The organism is Clostridium sp. CM74B_53 (assembly GCF_036318045.1).
In the GTDB taxonomy this organism is placed as follows: domain Bacteria; phylum Bacillota; class Clostridia; order Lachnospirales; family Lachnospiraceae; genus Pilosibacter.
Genome location: NZ_JAWQDE010000012.1, coordinates 1 through 18,013, shown reverse-complemented (window position 1 = coordinate 18,013; position 18,013 = coordinate 1). Strand labels below are relative to the sequence as shown.

Genomic DNA, 18,013 nt, shown 5'->3' with positions numbered 1-18,013 from the left:
ATATCTTCAAAATTCGCCAACAATTAAGATGTATAAGGCCAGATAATTTTATTTTTCGACCTTTTGTGACTCTTTTAAAAGCCAGTACCTTTCCGGTATTTTACCGTTCTCGTTCTGGCAGATTTCGAAAGCGCCACAGCAATATTATTATCAGGAGGTTTCTAACATGAATAACATAAGAAAGCTTACAGATTCTCTCTTCTGGGTCGGCGTCAACGACCGCCGCATCGCTCTCTTTGAAAATGTTTATCCGGTTCCTACAGGAATGTCCTATAACTCTTACGTTCTTCTTGACGAGAAGACAGCACTCTTCGATACTGTGGACGCGTCCTTCACCCATGATTTTCTCGAAAATGTGACCGCTGCCTTAAAGGGCCGCACTCTGGACTATCTCATCGTAAACCACATGGAGCCGGATCACTGCGCATCCATCGCCGATGTGATCGCCGCTTACCCGGAGGCAAAGATCGTATGCACCGCAAAGGCTGTGGGAATGATGAAACAGTTCTTTGATTTTGATGTGGACAGCCGCGCGATTCCGGTAAAAGAGGGCGATACCGTCTCTCTCGGCTCCCACGAGCTTACCTTCGTGATGGCCCCGATGGTACACTGGCCGGAGGTTATGGTTACATACGAAAAGACAGAAAAGATCCTGTTCTCCGCCGATGCCTTCGGTTCCTTCGGCGCTGTCGATGGAAATATCTTTGCTGATGAGATCGACGATAAGGGTGCCTGGCTCTCTGAGGCGAGACGTTACTATACAAATATCGTTGGAAAATTCGGCATGTCCGTACAGGGTCTCTTAAAGAAGGCTGCCGGACTCGAGATCCGGATGATCTGCCCGCTCCACAGCGTGATCTGGAGAGAAGATCTCCCATGGCTCATCGATAAATACCTCAAATGGAGCTCCTATACGCCGGAAGAGAAATCTGTAACGATCGCCTACGGATCTGTTTACGGCCATACGGAAAAAGCTGCCGATATCCTTGCCGGAAAGCTTGCCGACCGCGGCATCCGCCATATTTCCGTCTTTGACGTTTCCAAGACCCATCCGTCCTACATCATTGCAGACGCGTTCCGTACCTCCGCGATGGTCTTTGCATCTATCACCTATAATGGCGGTATCTTCTGCAATATGGATACGCTTCTCCACCAGCTTGCAGCCCACGGTCTTACAAACCGTACCGCGGCCCTGATCCAGAATGGAACCTGGGCGGCAACCACCTCAAAGCAGATGGGTGAAATCCTCGGTACAATGAAAAATATCCATGTGCTCGAGGCAGATGTAACCATTAAATCAGCTCTGAAAAATGATCAGGAAGCTGAGCTTGACGCACTTGCAGACGCAATTGCCGCATCATTACAGTAAATGGAGGAAATGCCAATGAAATATGCCATCGTTTATTCCAGTAAAACCGGAAATACTGCAGCACTCGCAGATCGTCTCCATGATATCCTTCCGCATGAGCACTGTGTTTATTTCGGTGATACGTCCCATTACTCCCCGGAGCTTGGCGCGGACCTTATCTTCGCCGGTTTCTGGACCGATAAAGGAAGCTGTGATGACAGGACACGGATCTTCTTAAAAAACCTTCAGAATACAAAGATCGCTCTTTTCGGCACAGCCGGATATGCCGCTCCTGATTACATCCACTCGATCTTAAAGCAGGCAGAGGCAAATATTCCCGTAAACAACACTGTTCTTACAGGCTTCGTCTGCCAGGGGAAAATGCAGCCGGCAGTCGCCGATAAATTTGCCGCAATGCTCGAAAAGGACCCGGAGGACGCAAAGGCAAAGCTTCTTCGCGACACATACAATGAAGGCCTCTCCCATCCGAACGAAGAGGACTTCGCAAACTTTAAAAAGTGGGCAGAAGGCTTTATCCACTAATTGATCGCCATATAAAACACACTGTATGGATCCAGCATGGCAGTCAAATGCCGGACGATCAGTCTTCCCGATCGTCCGGCATTTTTTCATGCTCAGACTTTGATCCAATCAGTCTTTCACTCTCGGCAGCATTCTTCCACCGTATCCGATTGCAAAGATCTCACCATTCTCATTTTCGAAGAATCTCACGTAGCCATCCTTATCCGGGTTGCGCACAATCCCTAAAAATTCCTGCACCGGCACAAATCGAAGAAGCGTCTCTCCCTCTTTGACTGCCAGATTTCCATCTTTTTCAAAGATCGTGATATTGTTATCTTCATCTGAACGGAAGGTGCCGCATATCGCCTTTCTCTTTTCCGCATCCCACTCCGTCTCCTGATAAACAAATCGGTCCTCGATCGGATTTCTTCCATGATACATCCGCATTGCTGCATCCGCGATCGTGCTAACCGGCACGCCCGACGTGTTGCACAGTACCATAACGCCCACTCCGGCATCATACGACCAGGATAAATTTGACGAAACTCCCGGCAGGCTTCCGCCATGCTCCATAACCGTCAGGTCATCCAGCTTCTTCTGCGAAAGGCCAAAGCAATAATGGCTCTCCGGGCGATAGTCGATTCTTGGGCGGCACATCGTCCGGACACCCTCCTGGGAGAGGATCCTTGTTCCATCGATTCCTTTTCCGTAATTCAGATACATGCAGATGTATTTTTTCATGTCTGCAAGCGTAGATTTAAGGGAACCGGCTCCGCCAAGAGAAAATGCATTGTCATGGTAATCTCTGCCGGAAGTCATGACACCTTTTTGCATTTTGTAGAGAATTGCCGCATTCGCATCTGCTGCCGGTCTTACATACTCTCCGCTGCTCCGCTCCATGTGAAGAGGCTCAAGAATATGTTTTTTCACATATTCCGCAAAGCTGTTCTCTCCGCCGACACGACGTACGATCTCCGACAAAAGTCCAAAGCCATCATTGCAATAGCTCATGTAGTTTCCCGGATCTCCGATCAGACCGCCGTTTTCCTTTGTCTGGGCATCCAGCAGCTCAGCGACTGCCTTTGTTCCTTCCAATGCGATCTTCTCACAGAACGCAAAATCCCCTGTCTCATTCTCATCCAGTCCTGCCTTCTGCGCAATCTCATTGATGATTGTGCGGTGCATCGGATAAAAGCCCGCTGTGTGACATAAAAAGTGCCATACCTTTACCGGTTTCTGATTACGGTTTGTAAATTCCGGAATATATTTGCTCACCGGATCATCCAGATCTACTTTTCCGGCTTCGACTAACTGCATGATCGATAAAGCCACAAAGGATTTCGTGACGGACGCTAATCCGAAGATCGTATCCTCATCGATCGGCAATTTTCTCTCCTGATCCCGGTATCCAAAAAACTTTTCATACTGTGTACTTCCATTTCGGTCAACGATCGCAACCGCGATTCCCACTGCGTTGGAACGTTCCTGTATCCTGGATACAAGTTCCTCAAAAAGAAATCTTGACGCATTTGTGATTTTGTTCATGGGTACTCTCCTTTACTCTGCGCGCACCTGATGATCCGCTTCTCACACAGGTGCGCCGTCTTCATATTGATTATATCGATTCTGATCGATTTATTCAAATATTCTTTTTGAGTTTCCTATACAGATCACTGTATTTCTTAATTATGAGTAACTATTCAGTACCTTCATAGTTACGTGCAAAAATCCATTCCAGATCAGCTTCGCTGATGGGATTTTTGCCTTCCAGCCTATGTTTTCTTACGGTCAGCGCAGCAAGTGCGCAGACCTACTGAACAGTTACAATTATGATTTCTTCTCTTTATAAAAATCCGGGATCTGCTGTTCATGGAATCTACGGATCTCCGCCTGGAACTCATCGCTTGACAAAATATCATATCCTGTCATCGCAAGACCCTTCGCACCTTTCAGGCAGATTTCCTGAGCTTCTTCACTTTTTGCAGCATCCGCATACTCTTTCGTATGAGCCTGAATCGTTTTATCATCAGTGATCGACAGATAATCATGGATCGCCGGAATTTTTATAGAAACATTGCCGATATCCGATGATCCGTACTGTGCCTTCGGATCCGGCCACTTCATCTCAATTCCCAATATCTCCATGTTATCTTTAAATGCCTGACACATCGGCCGGTTCGGATAACGCTCCGCTGATATCTCACCCCAGCTGATATCCGCTTTTGCTCCGGTCAACTGTTCCGCGTTTCTGACACAGAGTTTTATTACATCGATCAGCCCTTCGATTCTCTTCATGGTATCCGCGCGGATACAGAATTCACAATCTGCTGATGCCGGAATCACATTGGCCGCACTTCCGCCATTCGAGATGATTCCATTGATGTTATCCTGCGGGTCAAAAGTCGGTCTCATCAGGTCGATCTGCTGGAAAACATGAATGACAGCGCTCAGGGCATTGATTCCATTTTTCGGTACGGAAGAATGCGCACCTTTTCCGGTAAAGTGTACTTTTACGGAGCAGGCGGCCCGGCCTCCGCGTCCTACAAGATTTGAACCACCTGATGACGGATGCATCATCAGGGCAAAGTCAACATCATCAAACGCCCCATTTTTCAGAAGCTTTACCTTTCCGGCACCGCCTTCTTCCGCAGGTGTTCCTATGATACATACTTTTCCCGGGAGATCTTCCATCACGGAAGCGAGTCCCAGAAAAGCCCCCGTTGAACACGTTGCGATTAAATTATGGCCGCATCCGTGTCCAACTCCTTTCAATGCATCATACTCTGCCAGAAAGGCTACGGTCGGACCCGGTTTTGATCCTTCTTTTTCAGCCCGGAACGACGTTTCCAGACCTCCGTATCCCTGTTCCACACGGTATCCGTGCTTTTTCAATACATCACTGATATAGCTAAGCGCATGAAATTCCTCAAATCCCAATTCAGGATCATCGTGGATCTTTCTGGATAATTCTTCAAGTTCTTCCCTGTCCCGGTCAATTTCGCTCAGGATTTTGCTCTTTCTATCTTCCATATCTGCTCACCTTCTATCTTCTTTAAAGTCTGATCGTTCCTACGCCGTCTTTAATTTCCATCTCAGTTCCGTAAGGTTTTGAAAGCTCTGCCAGGTATGACAGTACGTTCTCATCACCGGTCAACACCGGAACTCCTTTTTGCGGCCTTTTTTCTGTCATTCCAAGAGAAATCGGATACAGTTTGATTTCTGTCAAATGTCCATCTTCCATGGTCCAGCCTGCCATCACGGATAGCCAGATCTCCGGAAGCACTCCGTATCCGGCCGTGCCGTTTTTACTGCGGGCATCCATATAGGCACCCACCTTGGTATCCAGCGGCATTTTTTTATTTATGTATGCATCATAAGGCTGCTTTTCCACAGTTTCTGTCTCAAAAAGGAAATTTCCCAGACTGTAGAAGATAGGCGCTCCGTGATAGATCTCAATTCCACGAAGTTCATGCGGTCCGTGTCCGATTACCGCATCAGCTCCCGCATCCACACATCTTCTTGAAAATGTCTCAAGGAACATGGATGGAACCGTTGTGTCCTCCCCATCTGTCTCATGACCATGAAAGCTTACAAGAACGATATCTGCCTGTTTTTTTGCCTCAATGATCTCCTTCTCGACACGTTCCATATCAGCCGGGAATGGAACGCTCTCGATCCAGTCTTTTTCATCCAGAACAAATTTGTATGTTCCAAAGGGCAGTGTTCCGGAAGCCGGCGGATTCTGATATCCGTTTTTTACAGACCGCTCCATCGTTGCGTTGATCTTTGTAAGCGCCGCCAGTTCTTCTGCTTTCTTATAATTCTCTTTTGTGACATGGTAAATCGTTTCATAACGAAGAGGATTTAATCCCGGTCTTCCGATCAATTCCGCGCTCTGTCCACCAGCCATTCCTGACTCATGGAAGCTTGAAGAGACCGCAATCATTGCGACACGTCCGTTTTTCGTCTCCAGGTAGCATGGTTTTGATGCCTCGGAAAGATTTTTTCCTGTTCCGGCAAAGATCATGTCTCTCTCTTCAAGATTTCGGATAGTCGCAAGAACGCCTCCATGACTGTAGTCGCAGGAATGATTATTTGCCGTATTAAACAGATTAAAACCAAACGATCTCATATCATCAAGGGTTCTTGGATCTGCCATTGCCCAGGTTCCTCCGGAAAATGCCGCCGGATATCCTTCCTCATTATGGAATGTCATCTCCAGATTCGAAAATTTCACATCATACTGATTGATCACGTCTCTGACCTGCTCAAATCCCTCATAACCGCCTTCCGGAAATCTTCTTGTGATAAACGCATCTCCTGTAGCGATCAGTGTCATTTTCTTCATCATCTATTTTCCCTCCACAACAGAATTTGTCTCCCCGTCGATTCCTGCTGCCATCATCAATACCATAAATGCCTGCTGAACTGCCTTATATGAGTCGGTGATCGGAAACTTTTCATGAACACTATGATTCATTATATTCTTTCTATTTTCATCCGGTGCAAACGCGCGTCCAAGACAGATCGATGGAATTCCTTTCGAAACCGCTACGTTCGCATTTGTGCAGCCGCCTTTATGGAATACCGGTTCAATATCCAGAGACTTCAAACCAAGCCACGCGGATTCTACCAGTGGTGTATGGGAATCCTGAGTTCCGCCCGGAACCTGACTGATCAGGTTTTTATCCCAGGTGATCTCATCTTTTCCCCATTTTTCTGTTTCTTCCCGGCATGCTTCTTCGATCGCATCAAAGATTTTTGTGCGAAGCTTTGCAAGCTCCTCCGGTGAATTTGATCTGAAATTAAATTTGATGGTTGCCTGCGATGCGATCGCATGCACTCCGGCCGCAGTTCCAGCGTGGAAATTTGAGACACAGAAGCTTGTCTTCGGATCTGATGGAACTGTAAAATCAGCGATCTTCGCAACTGCTCTGGCTGCTGCATGGATCGGCTGTGCCATCTCGCCAAACGATCCAAACGCATGACCGCCGATACCATAAAAGTTGACCTCGTAGGTTTCTCCGCTTGTCGCCTCGAAGATCAGTGCGCTCATGTCATTGTTATCAATTGTGAGTGAAATATCAATGTCATCATTATCATTCAGGAAATCTTTCATTCCGCCGAGGCCGCCCATACCTTCCTCGCGGGTAGTTGCCACAAATACAATGTCTCCGAATGTCTTGATCTCGTTCTGATTCAATGCTCTTAAAAGTCCCAGCAGCATTGCCAGTGCTCTCGTATCATCACCGATTCCCGGTGCGTAGAGGAATCCGTCTCTCTCCTCTACACCATGTACCGTTCCAAATGGAAAGACTGTATCCAGATGACCCTCGATCAATACCTTCGGTCCTTTGCCGCTTCCTCTTCGAAAACCAACGACATTTCCACCCCGGTCGATGTGAACATTTTCAAGACCGAGGGCTTTAAATTTTTCCATCATGACCGCTGCACGTTTTTCTTCCTCCCCCGTCGGAGCCTCTATGAGAACCAGTTCTTTCTGTTCTTCAATCGTATTCCTCTCATCTTCCTGTATAAATTTCATAGCTTCCTTTACACATGGAATACTCATTGTATATTCAAACTGTTTTTTTACCCGCTCTGATACCTGATACATGCTTTATCCTCCATTTGTGATCAACAACTACTGGTAACAAAAATGATATAAACACGACAAAAGCGCTCCTTTTTAAGAAGGTCTTTTAGGCCTTCACCATAGCTTCATATGGCTGATTCTTAAAAAGATGCGCTTTCTTTTATAGGTTAATTATATATTAATTATATTTATTGTTCAAATATTATTCATGAATAACTTACATTCTCATTTCGAATGAATTTGGCACAATTTTATTTATTCTTCTTTAATATTATTAAAATATTTTTCTGTGTATTTGCAGAACTTCTCCAATTCTTCTGTCATTTTTAGATCTTTCTGCAGGATCAGATACAGAGATCGTTTGAATTCGTTGTTATCGATCGGCCGGTAACAGACATTTTCAAAATCTGTCTCGCTTCTCAGGTGATCTCTCCAGGAATACCTTGGCCAGATGGCGATTCCTAACCCCTCCTGCACCATGCGCCTCAAAATATTAACAGTATCACATTCAAATGCAATATCCGGAATAATCCCTTCTTTTTCGAATATTGCGTCTGAAATCGTCCGGATACTTCCTCCACTTCTCAACATAACAAATTTTTCATTTCTGATATCCGACAACCTGACTTTTTCCACATTTCTCAACCACGAATCTTTATGAAACGCGAGACACAATGGCTCTTCCATCAATTTTACCGCATTGCTGAACACATACTGCGGCAGTGTACTTCGAATGCAGACATCCCATTTGGTTGCCTCTCTGCGATCTAACACCTGAAAAAAAACATCCGGATTTTCCTCCCGAAATTCGCGAATCAATTCCGGAACAAGCAGTCCTGCGGTCAGAACGTTCAAACGGATCAATTTTTTCTTCTGTCTATTGCGGAATTCCAACGGAAGCTGTTCTATTTCCTCAAGCAAAGGAACTACCCTTTCCTGCAATAAATACCCATCATGGGTAAGCACACAGGATCTTCCGTTTTTCCGTAGCAACTCTGTTTTTAATTCGCGCTCCAGTGATTGGATCGCTTTACTGATGGAAGGCTGGGATACATTCAATTCCTGCGCCGCCATCGTGATATTTTCATATTTCGCCGCATATGCAAAATATCGAAGCTGATATATTTCCATCTTTGCCACTCCCCCGTTTGTAATGCATAATGTAACTGTTCAGTGCCTCACAGTTACGGGCAAAAATCCCATACTTTACTAAAACAAGCACAGCAGGTGCAAAAGCCTGCTGCTCACAATACAGAATCCAGATCCTACCCCACCATCTGCACTAATATTCCTCCAATCGTCAGCATCAGCGCTCCGCAGGATCTTGTAACGATCTGTGCAAACGGCAGAAGCTCCATTCTATGCGCACTGCTCAAAACAGCCACATTGCCGGAACCGCCCATATTTGTCGTACACATCCCCGCTGCGATGGCTGATTCCAGTGGGAAAAAGCCAACCAGCTTTCCAAGAACTGACGCCGTAAACGTAATGATCCCCACGATGAGTACCACCGTGATCAGATATAACGGTGTCAGAGTCTTCAAAATTGTATTCAGATCGATCAGGGTAAAGCCGATCCCCGCAAGTGCCGCCGCCGTCCAGCTCTTGATGGCAAACTGCCCCCACTCTCTTGCCGCATCCTCCAGCTCTTCGGACATGATGCCGGTTCCCTTCACAAGCACGACCGCAATGATCATCCACGCATACGTCGGGATCACAGGAACAAACCTGTGCAAGATCGCGCCAAGCTGATAAAAGGCGAACGCAATGATCATCCCGGTGCATAAAGACGCAAATGTCGGCTTCAATGGCGGTGTCTTTTTCACCGTTTTTCCATCATTCACCAATACACCGTTTCCGGTCGTCTCCGGATGTTTTTTTCCGAAGTTGTTTAAAAGACCGCCAAAAATAATCGCCACACAGTTTCCAAGCACTGTGGCCGGTGCCATCTTTGTCAGCACATCCGCCGCTTCCACGCCGAGCGCCTGGGAGTACATGGCAGAAAGAGGAACTGTACCCGCTGTCATTCCACCGCTGGTCATAGGCACTCCGATATAGAGGATCCCGCCCCAGAAACCTTCCCCAAGGATGATCCCCATAATTCCTGAAAGCAGAATTCCCATAGAAAGAGAGATCACCGCCACCGGCAGAAGCTTCACGGTAGCCCTGAGCAAAAGATTCCGGTCGATATTAAAGAGACTGCCGCAAATCAGCGCCGCGATATAAAAGATCAGGAAGCCACTGTCATTAACAAAATAATCGAGCGTCTCAAGCGTCTGCTCAGGAATCAGTCCGCCTGCCGTGAGGATCGCAGAACCGAGAATACAGATCACAGATCCTCCGAGATACGTCTTCACCACCGGTACGTTATTTCCAATCGCATTTAAGCCCTCACCGAATACCATCAACACCAAAAACGCCGGAACCAGACTCTTCGGGACACAGCCCGTAAACATGCATGCCGCCGTCAGTGCCAGAATGAGGACATACAATGGCAGCGGAAACCCCGCCACTTTAAAATCCTTCATACTCAACCTCTCTCTGTCTTCTTTAAAAATGTCTTTTTTAAAAGCTCCGGATCGCGTCGCTTCCATCATCCACGGTCTTCTCCAGACGCTTGATGATCACATCATATCCCGCTCTGTCATTCACCTGCACATGTACCCGGTCACCGACCTTATGCCCCAGAAGTGCCCTTCCAAGTGGGGACTCGGAACTGATCAGTCCCTTTAAGGAATTTCCGCGGATCGTCGTAACGATCTTATAGGTCTCCGTCTCATCGTCATCCTCAAAATACACGTCCACCGTGTTGTAGAGACCGACCTCATCGTCTTTTGACTCATCAGAGACCACCTTCGCCGTCCGGATCATTCTCTCCAGATACCGGATCCGGCTCTCATTCTTGTTCTTGTCCTTCTTCGCTGCATAATATTCAAAATTTTCACTTAAGTCGCCCTGGGCTCTCGCCTCTTTTACCGCCTCGATCGCCTCTTTCCGGACCACAAGTTTCCGGTATTCGATCTCCTCTTCCATCTTCTTTATATCATTTTTTGTTAACTCATCATACATAGTTTTTCCACTTCTTTCCTGAATTCTTTTAACACTATCTTATCTCATTCCTGCCTTAAAAACAAGCCCTGAGGAATCCGGCCCCTGCAAATATACCGGCAGTCTTACCCTGTGCGCATCCTTGGCACGTTCGTGCCTTTTGTGTAACAGGGAATTCCCCGGAATTTCCTGTTACATAAAAAGAGCCGGTCCACAGTAAGACCAGCCCTTTTGTATGGGTAAACAAAAACAGGTAAACCTTATTGAATTTTATGCCTTTAACCCCACAGATGATTCTGCCAGGCAAATTTGATCACAGTGAGAATCACTACGACTAACATCACCGGTTTGATGATCTTCTCACCCTTCCTGATCGCCAGATTGACGCCGACGAGGTTTCCTGCAATGGCACAGAGTGCTGCCGGACACGCGATCTCGTAAGCGACATTTCCCGTTTTCACATAGCTTACAAGAGCGATGGCGTTCGTAAGTACGATAAGGACCTTACCGTTACCGGACGCGCATCTCGCATCATAGTGCATGATCATCGTAAATGCAATGATCGCTACGGTACCGATCCCCGGTCCGAAAAGACTGTTGTAAAATCCCATGATCACGCCGACGATCAGGGCCTGAACAACTGTTTTTTTTGATATCTCGCTTCTCATGATCACGTTTCTCGCGTCTGTCTTTCTGAGAACCATAATGAGGGCAATCACCGGAAGTGCCACCGTGATGGCCTTCTGAATGCTCTCCTCCGGAAGGAGAAAGATGATCTTTGTTCCGATCCATGCCCCCGTCATCGCCGTGATGGCTGAGACCAGTGCGATCCTCAGATCGACCATGTTGTTTTTAAAATACTTGATCGCTGAGACCAGATTTCCAAGACCTGCCTGCAGTTTGTTGCAGCCGTAAGCCGAGCGGACCGGCAATCCGATCATTAAGTATGTCGGCAGTGCGATCAAGCCTCCGCCTCCGCCTATGGAATCAATGATACCCGAAATAAAGAAGATCGGGCAGATGATAAGCAATGTTTTTAAGTAACTCATTTCCTTCTCCCTTTTTGCACAGCCCGCGTTCTTTCATCATCTCCGGGAAACTGTCTCCGCTGTGCTGCTGTTCGTATTTGCTGTTATTTTGATCCGTCAAAACCTCTCTTCCCGGCACATAAATCCTTTTACTGTTCACGCCTTGCGCAAACAGTAACTGATTTTGCCGATGCTTCGCATTCCGAATCGGCAAAATCCACTACCACCACTGTATTGTACGGAATTTTCAGTTCAGAAAATTCCTACCCGTGTACAGTAATTTTTATTTCCTCCCTTGATCATCTTGAATATACCATGGATCTCATATATAATCAAATTTATAATATTGATATTTTTCATTAATTATATTTATATAATACTAGGGTCAAAAGGTCAGAAGTTCGACGCAAGCTTGCTTGCAGGAGAATTTTTGACCTTGAGACCCGCCAAAAACATGAGTAAGCAGCCATTTTTCAAAGAAAAATGAGCGAATTACGAATGTTTTTGAGGATGCTATGTGCCAGTGGCACATGTTTAGCACCGACCGAAGCAGAGCGGAGATGCGGGAGCACGCAGTGCAGAGCAATCCGGTATCAGAGGGGTCAAAAGCTTTTGACCCCAACATCATTTATAGGAGAACAAAATGTTCCAGTCAAAAGACTACATCTATGAAATTTACCGCTGCGGCAGCTTCTCCGCTGCAGCAAGGAACCTCTATATCACTCAGCCCGCTATCAGCATCGCAGTAAAAAAAGAAGAACAGGAGTTAGGTCAGCCCATCTTTGAGCGTTCTTCCTCCCATCTTCTTTTAACTGACGCAGGCCGCGCCTACATCGATGCCGTGGAGAAACTCCACCGCATCGAAGATGATCTGAAGATCTACTGCAACGACCTTTCCAACCTCAAAACAGGTGCTCTAAGGATCGGTGCCTCCAGTTTTTTTCTCTCCAGCATCGTTCTCCCGGTCGTTGCCGAATACAGCCGCCGCTATCCCGGAATCTCTCTGGACGTTCAGGAAGCGCCATCTCTTGAATTACAAAAGCGTCTCGCGAATGAGGCGCTCGATATCCTCGTGGATCCGGTGGACCAGCAGGGTGACGCCTTCGACTCCGTCATCCTCTTCGAGGATCACTTTCTCCTCGCTGTCCCAAGTGACCCGAATTTCTTTGCCTCTATGGGAATAAAAAAAGAGCTTCTTCCTGCGGAATTCACCGCCGACGAGATCCGCCGCGGTGTTCATTTAGATCCGGCTACGCCTTCCGTCTCCCTCTCTTCCTTCGCAAAGGCTCCGTTCCTGCTGCTTCGCCCGGAGACCATTGCCTACGAGCGCGCCGTGAAGCTCTGTTCCCAGAATGGCTTTGCCCCAAATATCCGCCTGCAGTTAGATCAGCTCGCCACCGCCTACCGCTCCTGCGGTGCCGGTCTCGGTGTCACACTCCTGTCTGACACCGTTGTCCGCATGTCTGACCACGATGAACCCGTCGTTTTTTACAAACTGGACTCCGATGATGTAAGCCGTGACATCGCTGTTATGTGGAAGAAAAAGAGATATGTATCAAAGGCTATGGAAGAATTTACGAATCTGGCGGCAGAGATGTTTTCCGGCTAAATACTTATAACGTCCTCAACCGTCCGTATATATTCTTTACATTCCTTTTCAAACTGCTCAATCAGTTCCTTTTTCTTTAAAAATGCATGCAGGAATAATACTGAAAGAATTAGGAATCCGTAAAAGTTCCGGTATCAGCTCCGTTGTATCCGTCACCATAAGCGGCAGGTCTAACGGGTTCATCTGCTTCTCATGCCACTCCACAAACCCCGTTCCCCAATCAAAATAGATTTCATTGAAACGCTTTAACTGCTGTGCTTGCACAACCTCAGGGTAATCAGAAACGCTTTTTGAACTAAGCAGAAATAACGGTTCCCTAAAGATCGGCACAGCCTCCACCGCCTTCGAATAAAAGACACGCGGGGTAATTCCGATGTCTGTCTCCCTGTTCTCCAACGTCGAAATAATGCGGTCTGTCCAGTGTGTCGCTAATGTGATTGAAAGTTTTCCTTTCCCAAGAAGTTCTCTGTAAACAGTGTTTTTCTATATTTATTGTGAGATAAATTTTCTGTTAAAAAGCTGCTGCACAACTTCCTGGCAGCAGCTTTTCCTTCTTAATCTAATATTTTATACTTCCTACCCCCGCAATGACCGCAATCTCCACTGGCGCTTCTCCCGGAAGAACCGCAACACCGACAGCCGCACGGCTTCCAACACCAGATTCACCAAGCTCCTCGCAGAAATACTCAGACGCGAAATCCGCGATCTTCGGCTGCTTTGTAAAATCCGGCTCAGAGTTCTGTAATCTGCATGATCTGTACGATCTTCTCGCCCTCTTCCAGCTTATTTTTTGCAGCTGTGAGCGCATTCATTTATATAGTTTTCCAAATTTGGCCATTCATTCAATCATCTATAAAATTAAAATCCATTTTCATCCAGTTTTAACACAGTCTGATACAGAACATCCGCCCCCATATCGATATGTTCCGGTTTTGTATATTCGTCACCCTGATGGCTGATACCCTTGACACTCGGGACAAAGATCATACCGATCGGAACTCCTTCGTGGGCCATCGAATTTGCGTCATGGCCTGCACCGCTGGGCATGATGATATGGCTGATTCCCTTTTCCGTGCAGACATCGTCGATCAGTTTGATCAATCTCGGATCACACGGTGTGGAATATTTGGCACCGGTATTTACAAATTCAAACTCACAGTTCGGAATCTCTTTTGCGAGTGCCTGAATATCTGCATAGAACTGATCTGTTACAGCTTTGTCCATATGACGCATCTCAAAGTTCGCCACAGCCTGTCCCGGAATTACATTTTCCTGTCCGGGTGATACAGAGATCTTTCCGACCGTAAATACAAGCGTGTCGTTCAGTTCTCTTGCCCGCTCTTCTGCTGCTACGATCAGCTTTGCCATTCCGACAAGCGCATCTTTTCTGTTAGCCATCATCGTTGTGCCCGCATGGTTGCTCATGCCTTTTGCCGTTACCTTATAGTCGATGATGCTGACGATTCCGCTGACAACTCCCACATCGATTCCCGTATGATCGAGTTTATCGCCCTGTTCGATATGATATTCCAGATAACACTCATACTTGCTGATATCTCTCTTGGCTGCTTTTGCTTTTTCCGGACTGCAGCCAAACTTTGCTAATTTTTCCGCATATCCGGGAATGTCCGGATCGAGCATCCCTGTCACACATCTGCTTCCAAATGTGCCGCCAAGAATACTGGATTCTTCCATGTTAAAGCCCCAGATCTCCAATGGATGGCGCAGGGTACGTCCTTCTTCCTTTAAGCGGGCCGCAACTTCCAGGGCACCGGTCACACCCAGCATTCCATCATAAACACCGCCCTGCATAACTGTATCCATGTGGGAACCGAGCACGATGGATTTTGCTTCCGGGTCACTCCCCTGCAATACGCCATGAAGATTTCCCACCGGGTCAGTCTCCACCTGCATTCCCAGCTCCTGCATGCGTCCTTTTAAAAACTCAAGCACTTGGAAATATTTTTCTGAAAATCCCAGCCGTGTGATCGAACCGTCTTCATTCCGCCCAATATTGCCCGCCTGTTGGAGCAATTCGTTTAATCTGCTCATATTTGTAAATTACCTCCTCAATTAAATTTCCACGTATCGTCCTCAGATTTCTCCTGACGAAACACGGAAGTATCTCTTATCAGCCAATTCCCCCAAGCAGCGCCCCCGCCACAAGAGCGATAAAAGCCGCCGGCACCAGTACAAATCTCCCCAACGGGATAAACCAGCCGCCGATCGGTTTATTGGTTCCTTTATTGACCGCGGTAAGCGCAAAGTCCTCTCCGGCAACCCAGAAGAACATGATCGCCGCCAGCATGGCACCGAGCGGGCAAATATAGATCGACACTGCATCCATCCAGCCGGAAACGATTCCCTGGATCATGAGCGCGATCGCGCCTCCGAACACGGCGATCACGATCACGGCACTTCTTCTGTTCAATCCAAAACGCTCCTGCATCATCTCCACCGGTGCCTCATAGAGGTTTACCAGAGAGCTTAAACCGGCAAACAGGACGCAGATATAAAATACCAGCTCCACGATGCGTCCGCCCGGCATCCCGTTAAATACATTTAAAAGATAGATAAACATGAGACCCGGTCCGCCGGAAGAAAGCTCTGCCCCGCCGGCTGCCATTCCCGGAATGATCACGAGAGCCGCAAGCAGCGCCGCCAGGGTATCGAAAACTGCCACATTTCTCGCGGAACTCACTACATTTTCCTCGTCACTCAGATAGGAGCCGTAGATAACGGTTCCGTTTCCGGCGATGGACAGGGAGAAAAATGCCTGTCCGAAAGCATAAATCCACAATCTCGGATTCAACAGCCCCTGTGGATTCAATGTAAAAATATACCGGTATCCATGTCCGGAACCCGGCAGTGTGAAAATGTAGGCGCCAAGTCCCAGAAACAATACAAACAGTAGGGGCATCATGACCTTATTCGCTTTTTCGATTCCGCCTGCGATTCCATAAGCCATGATCACGCCCGTCACGATCATAGCGATCACCTGCCAAAGGTTATTTCCGAAGGACGATGCCGTTCCATCGAAGAGTCCGCCGATTGCGTCCATATCCTGTCCCATCCGGAACAGCCCGCCAGTGATCGCAAGAAACGCGTATTTAAAGATCCATCCTACGACCACCGTATATCCGATCGCCAACGCCAGAGAGCCAAGAACCGGAATCACACCGATCACCTCACCCGTCCGCTTATTTCCGGTGCGGATCTCCGTACATTTGCCAAATGCCCTGATCGGTCCGCTCTTTGCCGCGCGGCCAAGCGCCATTTCCTCGATCACGCCGGTAGACGCAATTAGAACTACAAATAGAACATATGGAAGTAAAAATGTCACTCCACCCCAATCCGATACCATATATGGGAACCTCCAGATATTCCCCATACCGACTGCCGACCCAATGCAGGCCAGCACAAATCCTGTCCGGCTCTTAAAGCCATCCCTATGTTTTCCCATACGCTTACAACTGCCTTAAAACAGCTATGCCCCTTTCTCATGATTCATATTAAAAGCTTCTTTTTTTTAAACTTCTCCAGTTCTGTGATCGTCAGCGGCTGCGCAAACAGATATCCCTGATACATCCCCGGATCCGCCTCACGGATAAACCGAAAAATTTCTTCGCTTTCGATTCCCTCTACACAAACCGATACGCCAAGTGCCTTTGCAAAATTAATGATCGACTGGACCATGATCTGATCGGCAGGCTGCACCAGAATATTTCGGATAAAGCTTTGATCGATCTTGATGCAGTCAAAATCCAGAGTTTTCATCAGATTGAAAGAAGAATATCCGCTTCCAAAATCATCTGCCGAAATCCCAACTCCATATTTGTGAAATTCCGCAATATGCCATTTCAGGATCTGTTCATCCAACGCCTGACAATGCTCCGTCAATTCCATGATCAGATTGGAGGCAGGAAAATATTCTTCCTCCAGAATATCACACACATCCTGCACGAACTTTTCCTGTGCAAACTGCCGCCAGGAGACATTGACACTCACCTTGAAATCCCATGAAAATCGATAGTGACTTTCCGGATCCGTCTCAAATATATTCTTCATGTCTGTTTTTCCTTTAATCAGCTCGTAAGCAATGATCCAACCTTCCTGCGTGTCATTAACAGAATTGGATTTATGCCATCAACCAGCATTTCCGAACATATTTTATCATACCATGCAATCTTATGTTTTACAAGTATTTGAAATTGTTGCGACGACCGCAGCGGAGCGTAGACTTCGAACCGCTCGACCCCGGCAAGGCTCGAACATGCGAAAAAAAGGGGCTGCCGCCCAGCAAAAAATATTTGCTAATGCGACAGCCCCTTTTCTATCTCTTTGAGAGCACGAGACGTCGCAGAACGTCCGGGGGACGTTCGACTGCGACGACCGGAGCGGAGCGTAGACATTCGAACCGTTCGAACCCGGCAGGGCTCGAACATACAAAAAAGGAGGTATCCAACGGATATCTCCTTTTTTGTATCATTGAGAGCACGAGACGGGATTCGAACCCGCGACCCTCGCCTTGGCAAGGCGATACTCCACCACTGAGCCACTCGTGCATAGATAACATACCTTCAAAACCACATACTGAACATCATCAACCTTTGAATCTCCACTTGACCTTCCTGGATAAGCCCTCGACCGATTAGTAACAGTCAGCTCCATGCATTACTGCACTTCCACCTCTGCCCTATCTACCTCGTCGTCTTCAAGGGGTCTTACTTCTTAACGAATGGGATATCTCATCTTGAGGGGGGCTTCACGCTTAGATGCCTTCAGCGTTTATCCCTGCCAGACTTGGCTACCCGGCCATGAGCTTAGCAGCTCAACCGGTACACCAGCGGTCCGTCCATCCC

General features: G+C 47.3%; 16 protein-coding genes, 1 tRNA gene and 1 rRNA gene. 3 read left to right on the top strand and 15 right to left on the bottom strand.

Annotated features, from left to right (window positions below; genetic code table 11):
* Positions 1-166: 166 nt before the first annotated feature.
* Positions 167-1,369, top strand: a complete 1,203-nt coding sequence (locus V2546_RS10935; RefSeq protein ID WP_215703504.1) for an FprA family A-type flavoprotein — start codon at positions 167-169, stop codon at positions 1,367-1,369.
* A 15-nt stretch (positions 1,370-1,384) separates the two neighbouring features.
* Entirely contained in the window at positions 1,385-1,891 is a 507-nt protein-coding gene (gene bilS / locus V2546_RS10930; protein WP_182426591.1) for a flavodoxin family protein BilS, read from the top strand.
* Positions 1,892-1,999: 108 nt separating this feature from the next.
* On the opposite strand, the gene V2546_RS10925 is transcribed toward bilS, so the two are convergent.
* The 8 genes from V2546_RS10925 to V2546_RS10890 form a co-directional block, all read right to left on the bottom strand.
* Positions 2,000-3,415, bottom strand: coding sequence for a serine hydrolase domain-containing protein (locus V2546_RS10925; RefSeq protein ID WP_329752330.1), 1,416 nt, complete (start codon positions 3,413-3,415; stop codon positions 2,000-2,002).
* 282 nt (positions 3,416-3,697) lie between these two features.
* Positions 3,698-4,900: a M20 family metallopeptidase gene (locus V2546_RS10920; RefSeq protein WP_329752329.1), complete on the bottom strand. Its 1,203-nt coding sequence runs from the start codon at positions 4,898-4,900 to the stop codon at positions 3,698-3,700.
* A gap of 22 nt (positions 4,901-4,922) precedes the next feature.
* On the bottom strand, positions 4,923-6,221 hold the full coding sequence (locus tag V2546_RS10915; protein WP_329752328.1) for a CapA family protein: 1,299 nt from the start codon (positions 6,219-6,221) through the stop codon (positions 4,923-4,925).
* Entirely contained in the window at positions 6,222-7,487 is a 1,266-nt protein-coding gene (locus tag V2546_RS10910; protein WP_329752327.1) for a M20/M25/M40 family metallo-hydrolase, read from the bottom strand. It lies immediately after the preceding gene.
* Positions 7,488-7,721: 234 nt separating this feature from the next.
* Positions 7,722-8,597: a LysR family transcriptional regulator gene (locus tag V2546_RS10905; RefSeq protein WP_329752326.1), complete on the bottom strand. Its 876-nt coding sequence runs from the start codon at positions 8,595-8,597 to the stop codon at positions 7,722-7,724.
* Positions 8,598-8,731: 134 nt separating this feature from the next.
* Positions 8,732-9,994 (bottom strand): 2-hydroxycarboxylate transporter family protein, encoded by a 1,263-nt coding sequence (locus V2546_RS10900; RefSeq protein WP_118532431.1) that lies wholly within the window; start codon positions 9,992-9,994, stop codon positions 8,732-8,734.
* Positions 9,995-10,031: 37 nt separating this feature from the next.
* Positions 10,032-10,535, bottom strand: a complete 504-nt coding sequence (gene greA / locus V2546_RS10895) for a transcription elongation factor GreA (RefSeq protein ID WP_015552730.1) — start codon at positions 10,533-10,535, stop codon at positions 10,032-10,034.
* 257 nt (positions 10,536-10,792) lie between these two features.
* Complete coding sequence (locus V2546_RS10890; protein ID WP_021905198.1) at positions 10,793-11,563, bottom strand: sulfite exporter TauE/SafE family protein; 771 nt, start codon at positions 11,561-11,563, stop codon at positions 10,793-10,795.
* 622 nt (positions 11,564-12,185) lie between these two features.
* On the opposite strand from V2546_RS10890, the gene V2546_RS10885 reads away from it, so the two are divergent.
* The gene (locus tag V2546_RS10885) at positions 12,186-13,151 is read left to right on the top strand and encodes a LysR family transcriptional regulator (protein ID WP_329752325.1); all 966 of its coding nucleotides are present in this window, start codon (positions 12,186-12,188) and stop codon (positions 13,149-13,151) included.
* A 57-nt stretch (positions 13,152-13,208) separates the two neighbouring features.
* Here the strand turns inward: V2546_RS10885 and V2546_RS15725 are convergent, their stop codons facing one another.
* From V2546_RS15725 to V2546_RS10855, 7 genes are all read right to left on the bottom strand, one after another.
* A complete protein-coding gene (locus V2546_RS15725; RefSeq protein WP_486463582.1) occupies positions 13,209-13,589 on the bottom strand; it encodes a LysR substrate-binding domain-containing protein in 381 nt (126 codons plus the stop codon).
* A 121-nt stretch (positions 13,590-13,710) separates the two neighbouring features.
* A complete protein-coding gene (locus V2546_RS10880; protein WP_329752324.1) occupies positions 13,711-13,959 on the bottom strand; it encodes a hypothetical protein in 249 nt (82 codons plus the stop codon).
* A 50-nt stretch (positions 13,960-14,009) separates the two neighbouring features.
* Positions 14,010-15,203, bottom strand: a complete 1,194-nt coding sequence (locus V2546_RS10875; RefSeq protein ID WP_118532415.1) for a Zn-dependent hydrolase — start codon at positions 15,201-15,203, stop codon at positions 14,010-14,012.
* 79 nt (positions 15,204-15,282) lie between these two features.
* Positions 15,283-16,614: a sodium-dependent transporter gene (locus V2546_RS10870; protein ID WP_329752323.1), complete on the bottom strand. Its 1,332-nt coding sequence runs from the start codon at positions 16,612-16,614 to the stop codon at positions 15,283-15,285.
* 44 nt (positions 16,615-16,658) lie between these two features.
* Positions 16,659-17,219: an EAL domain-containing protein gene (locus V2546_RS10865; protein WP_329752322.1), complete on the bottom strand. Its 561-nt coding sequence runs from the start codon at positions 17,217-17,219 to the stop codon at positions 16,659-16,661.
* Between the two features lie 425 nt (positions 17,220-17,644).
* A tRNA-Gly gene (locus V2546_RS10860) sits at positions 17,645-17,716 on the bottom strand.
* Between the two features lie 66 nt (positions 17,717-17,782).
* Positions 17,783-18,013 (bottom strand): 23S ribosomal RNA (locus tag V2546_RS10855); the annotation flags it as partial.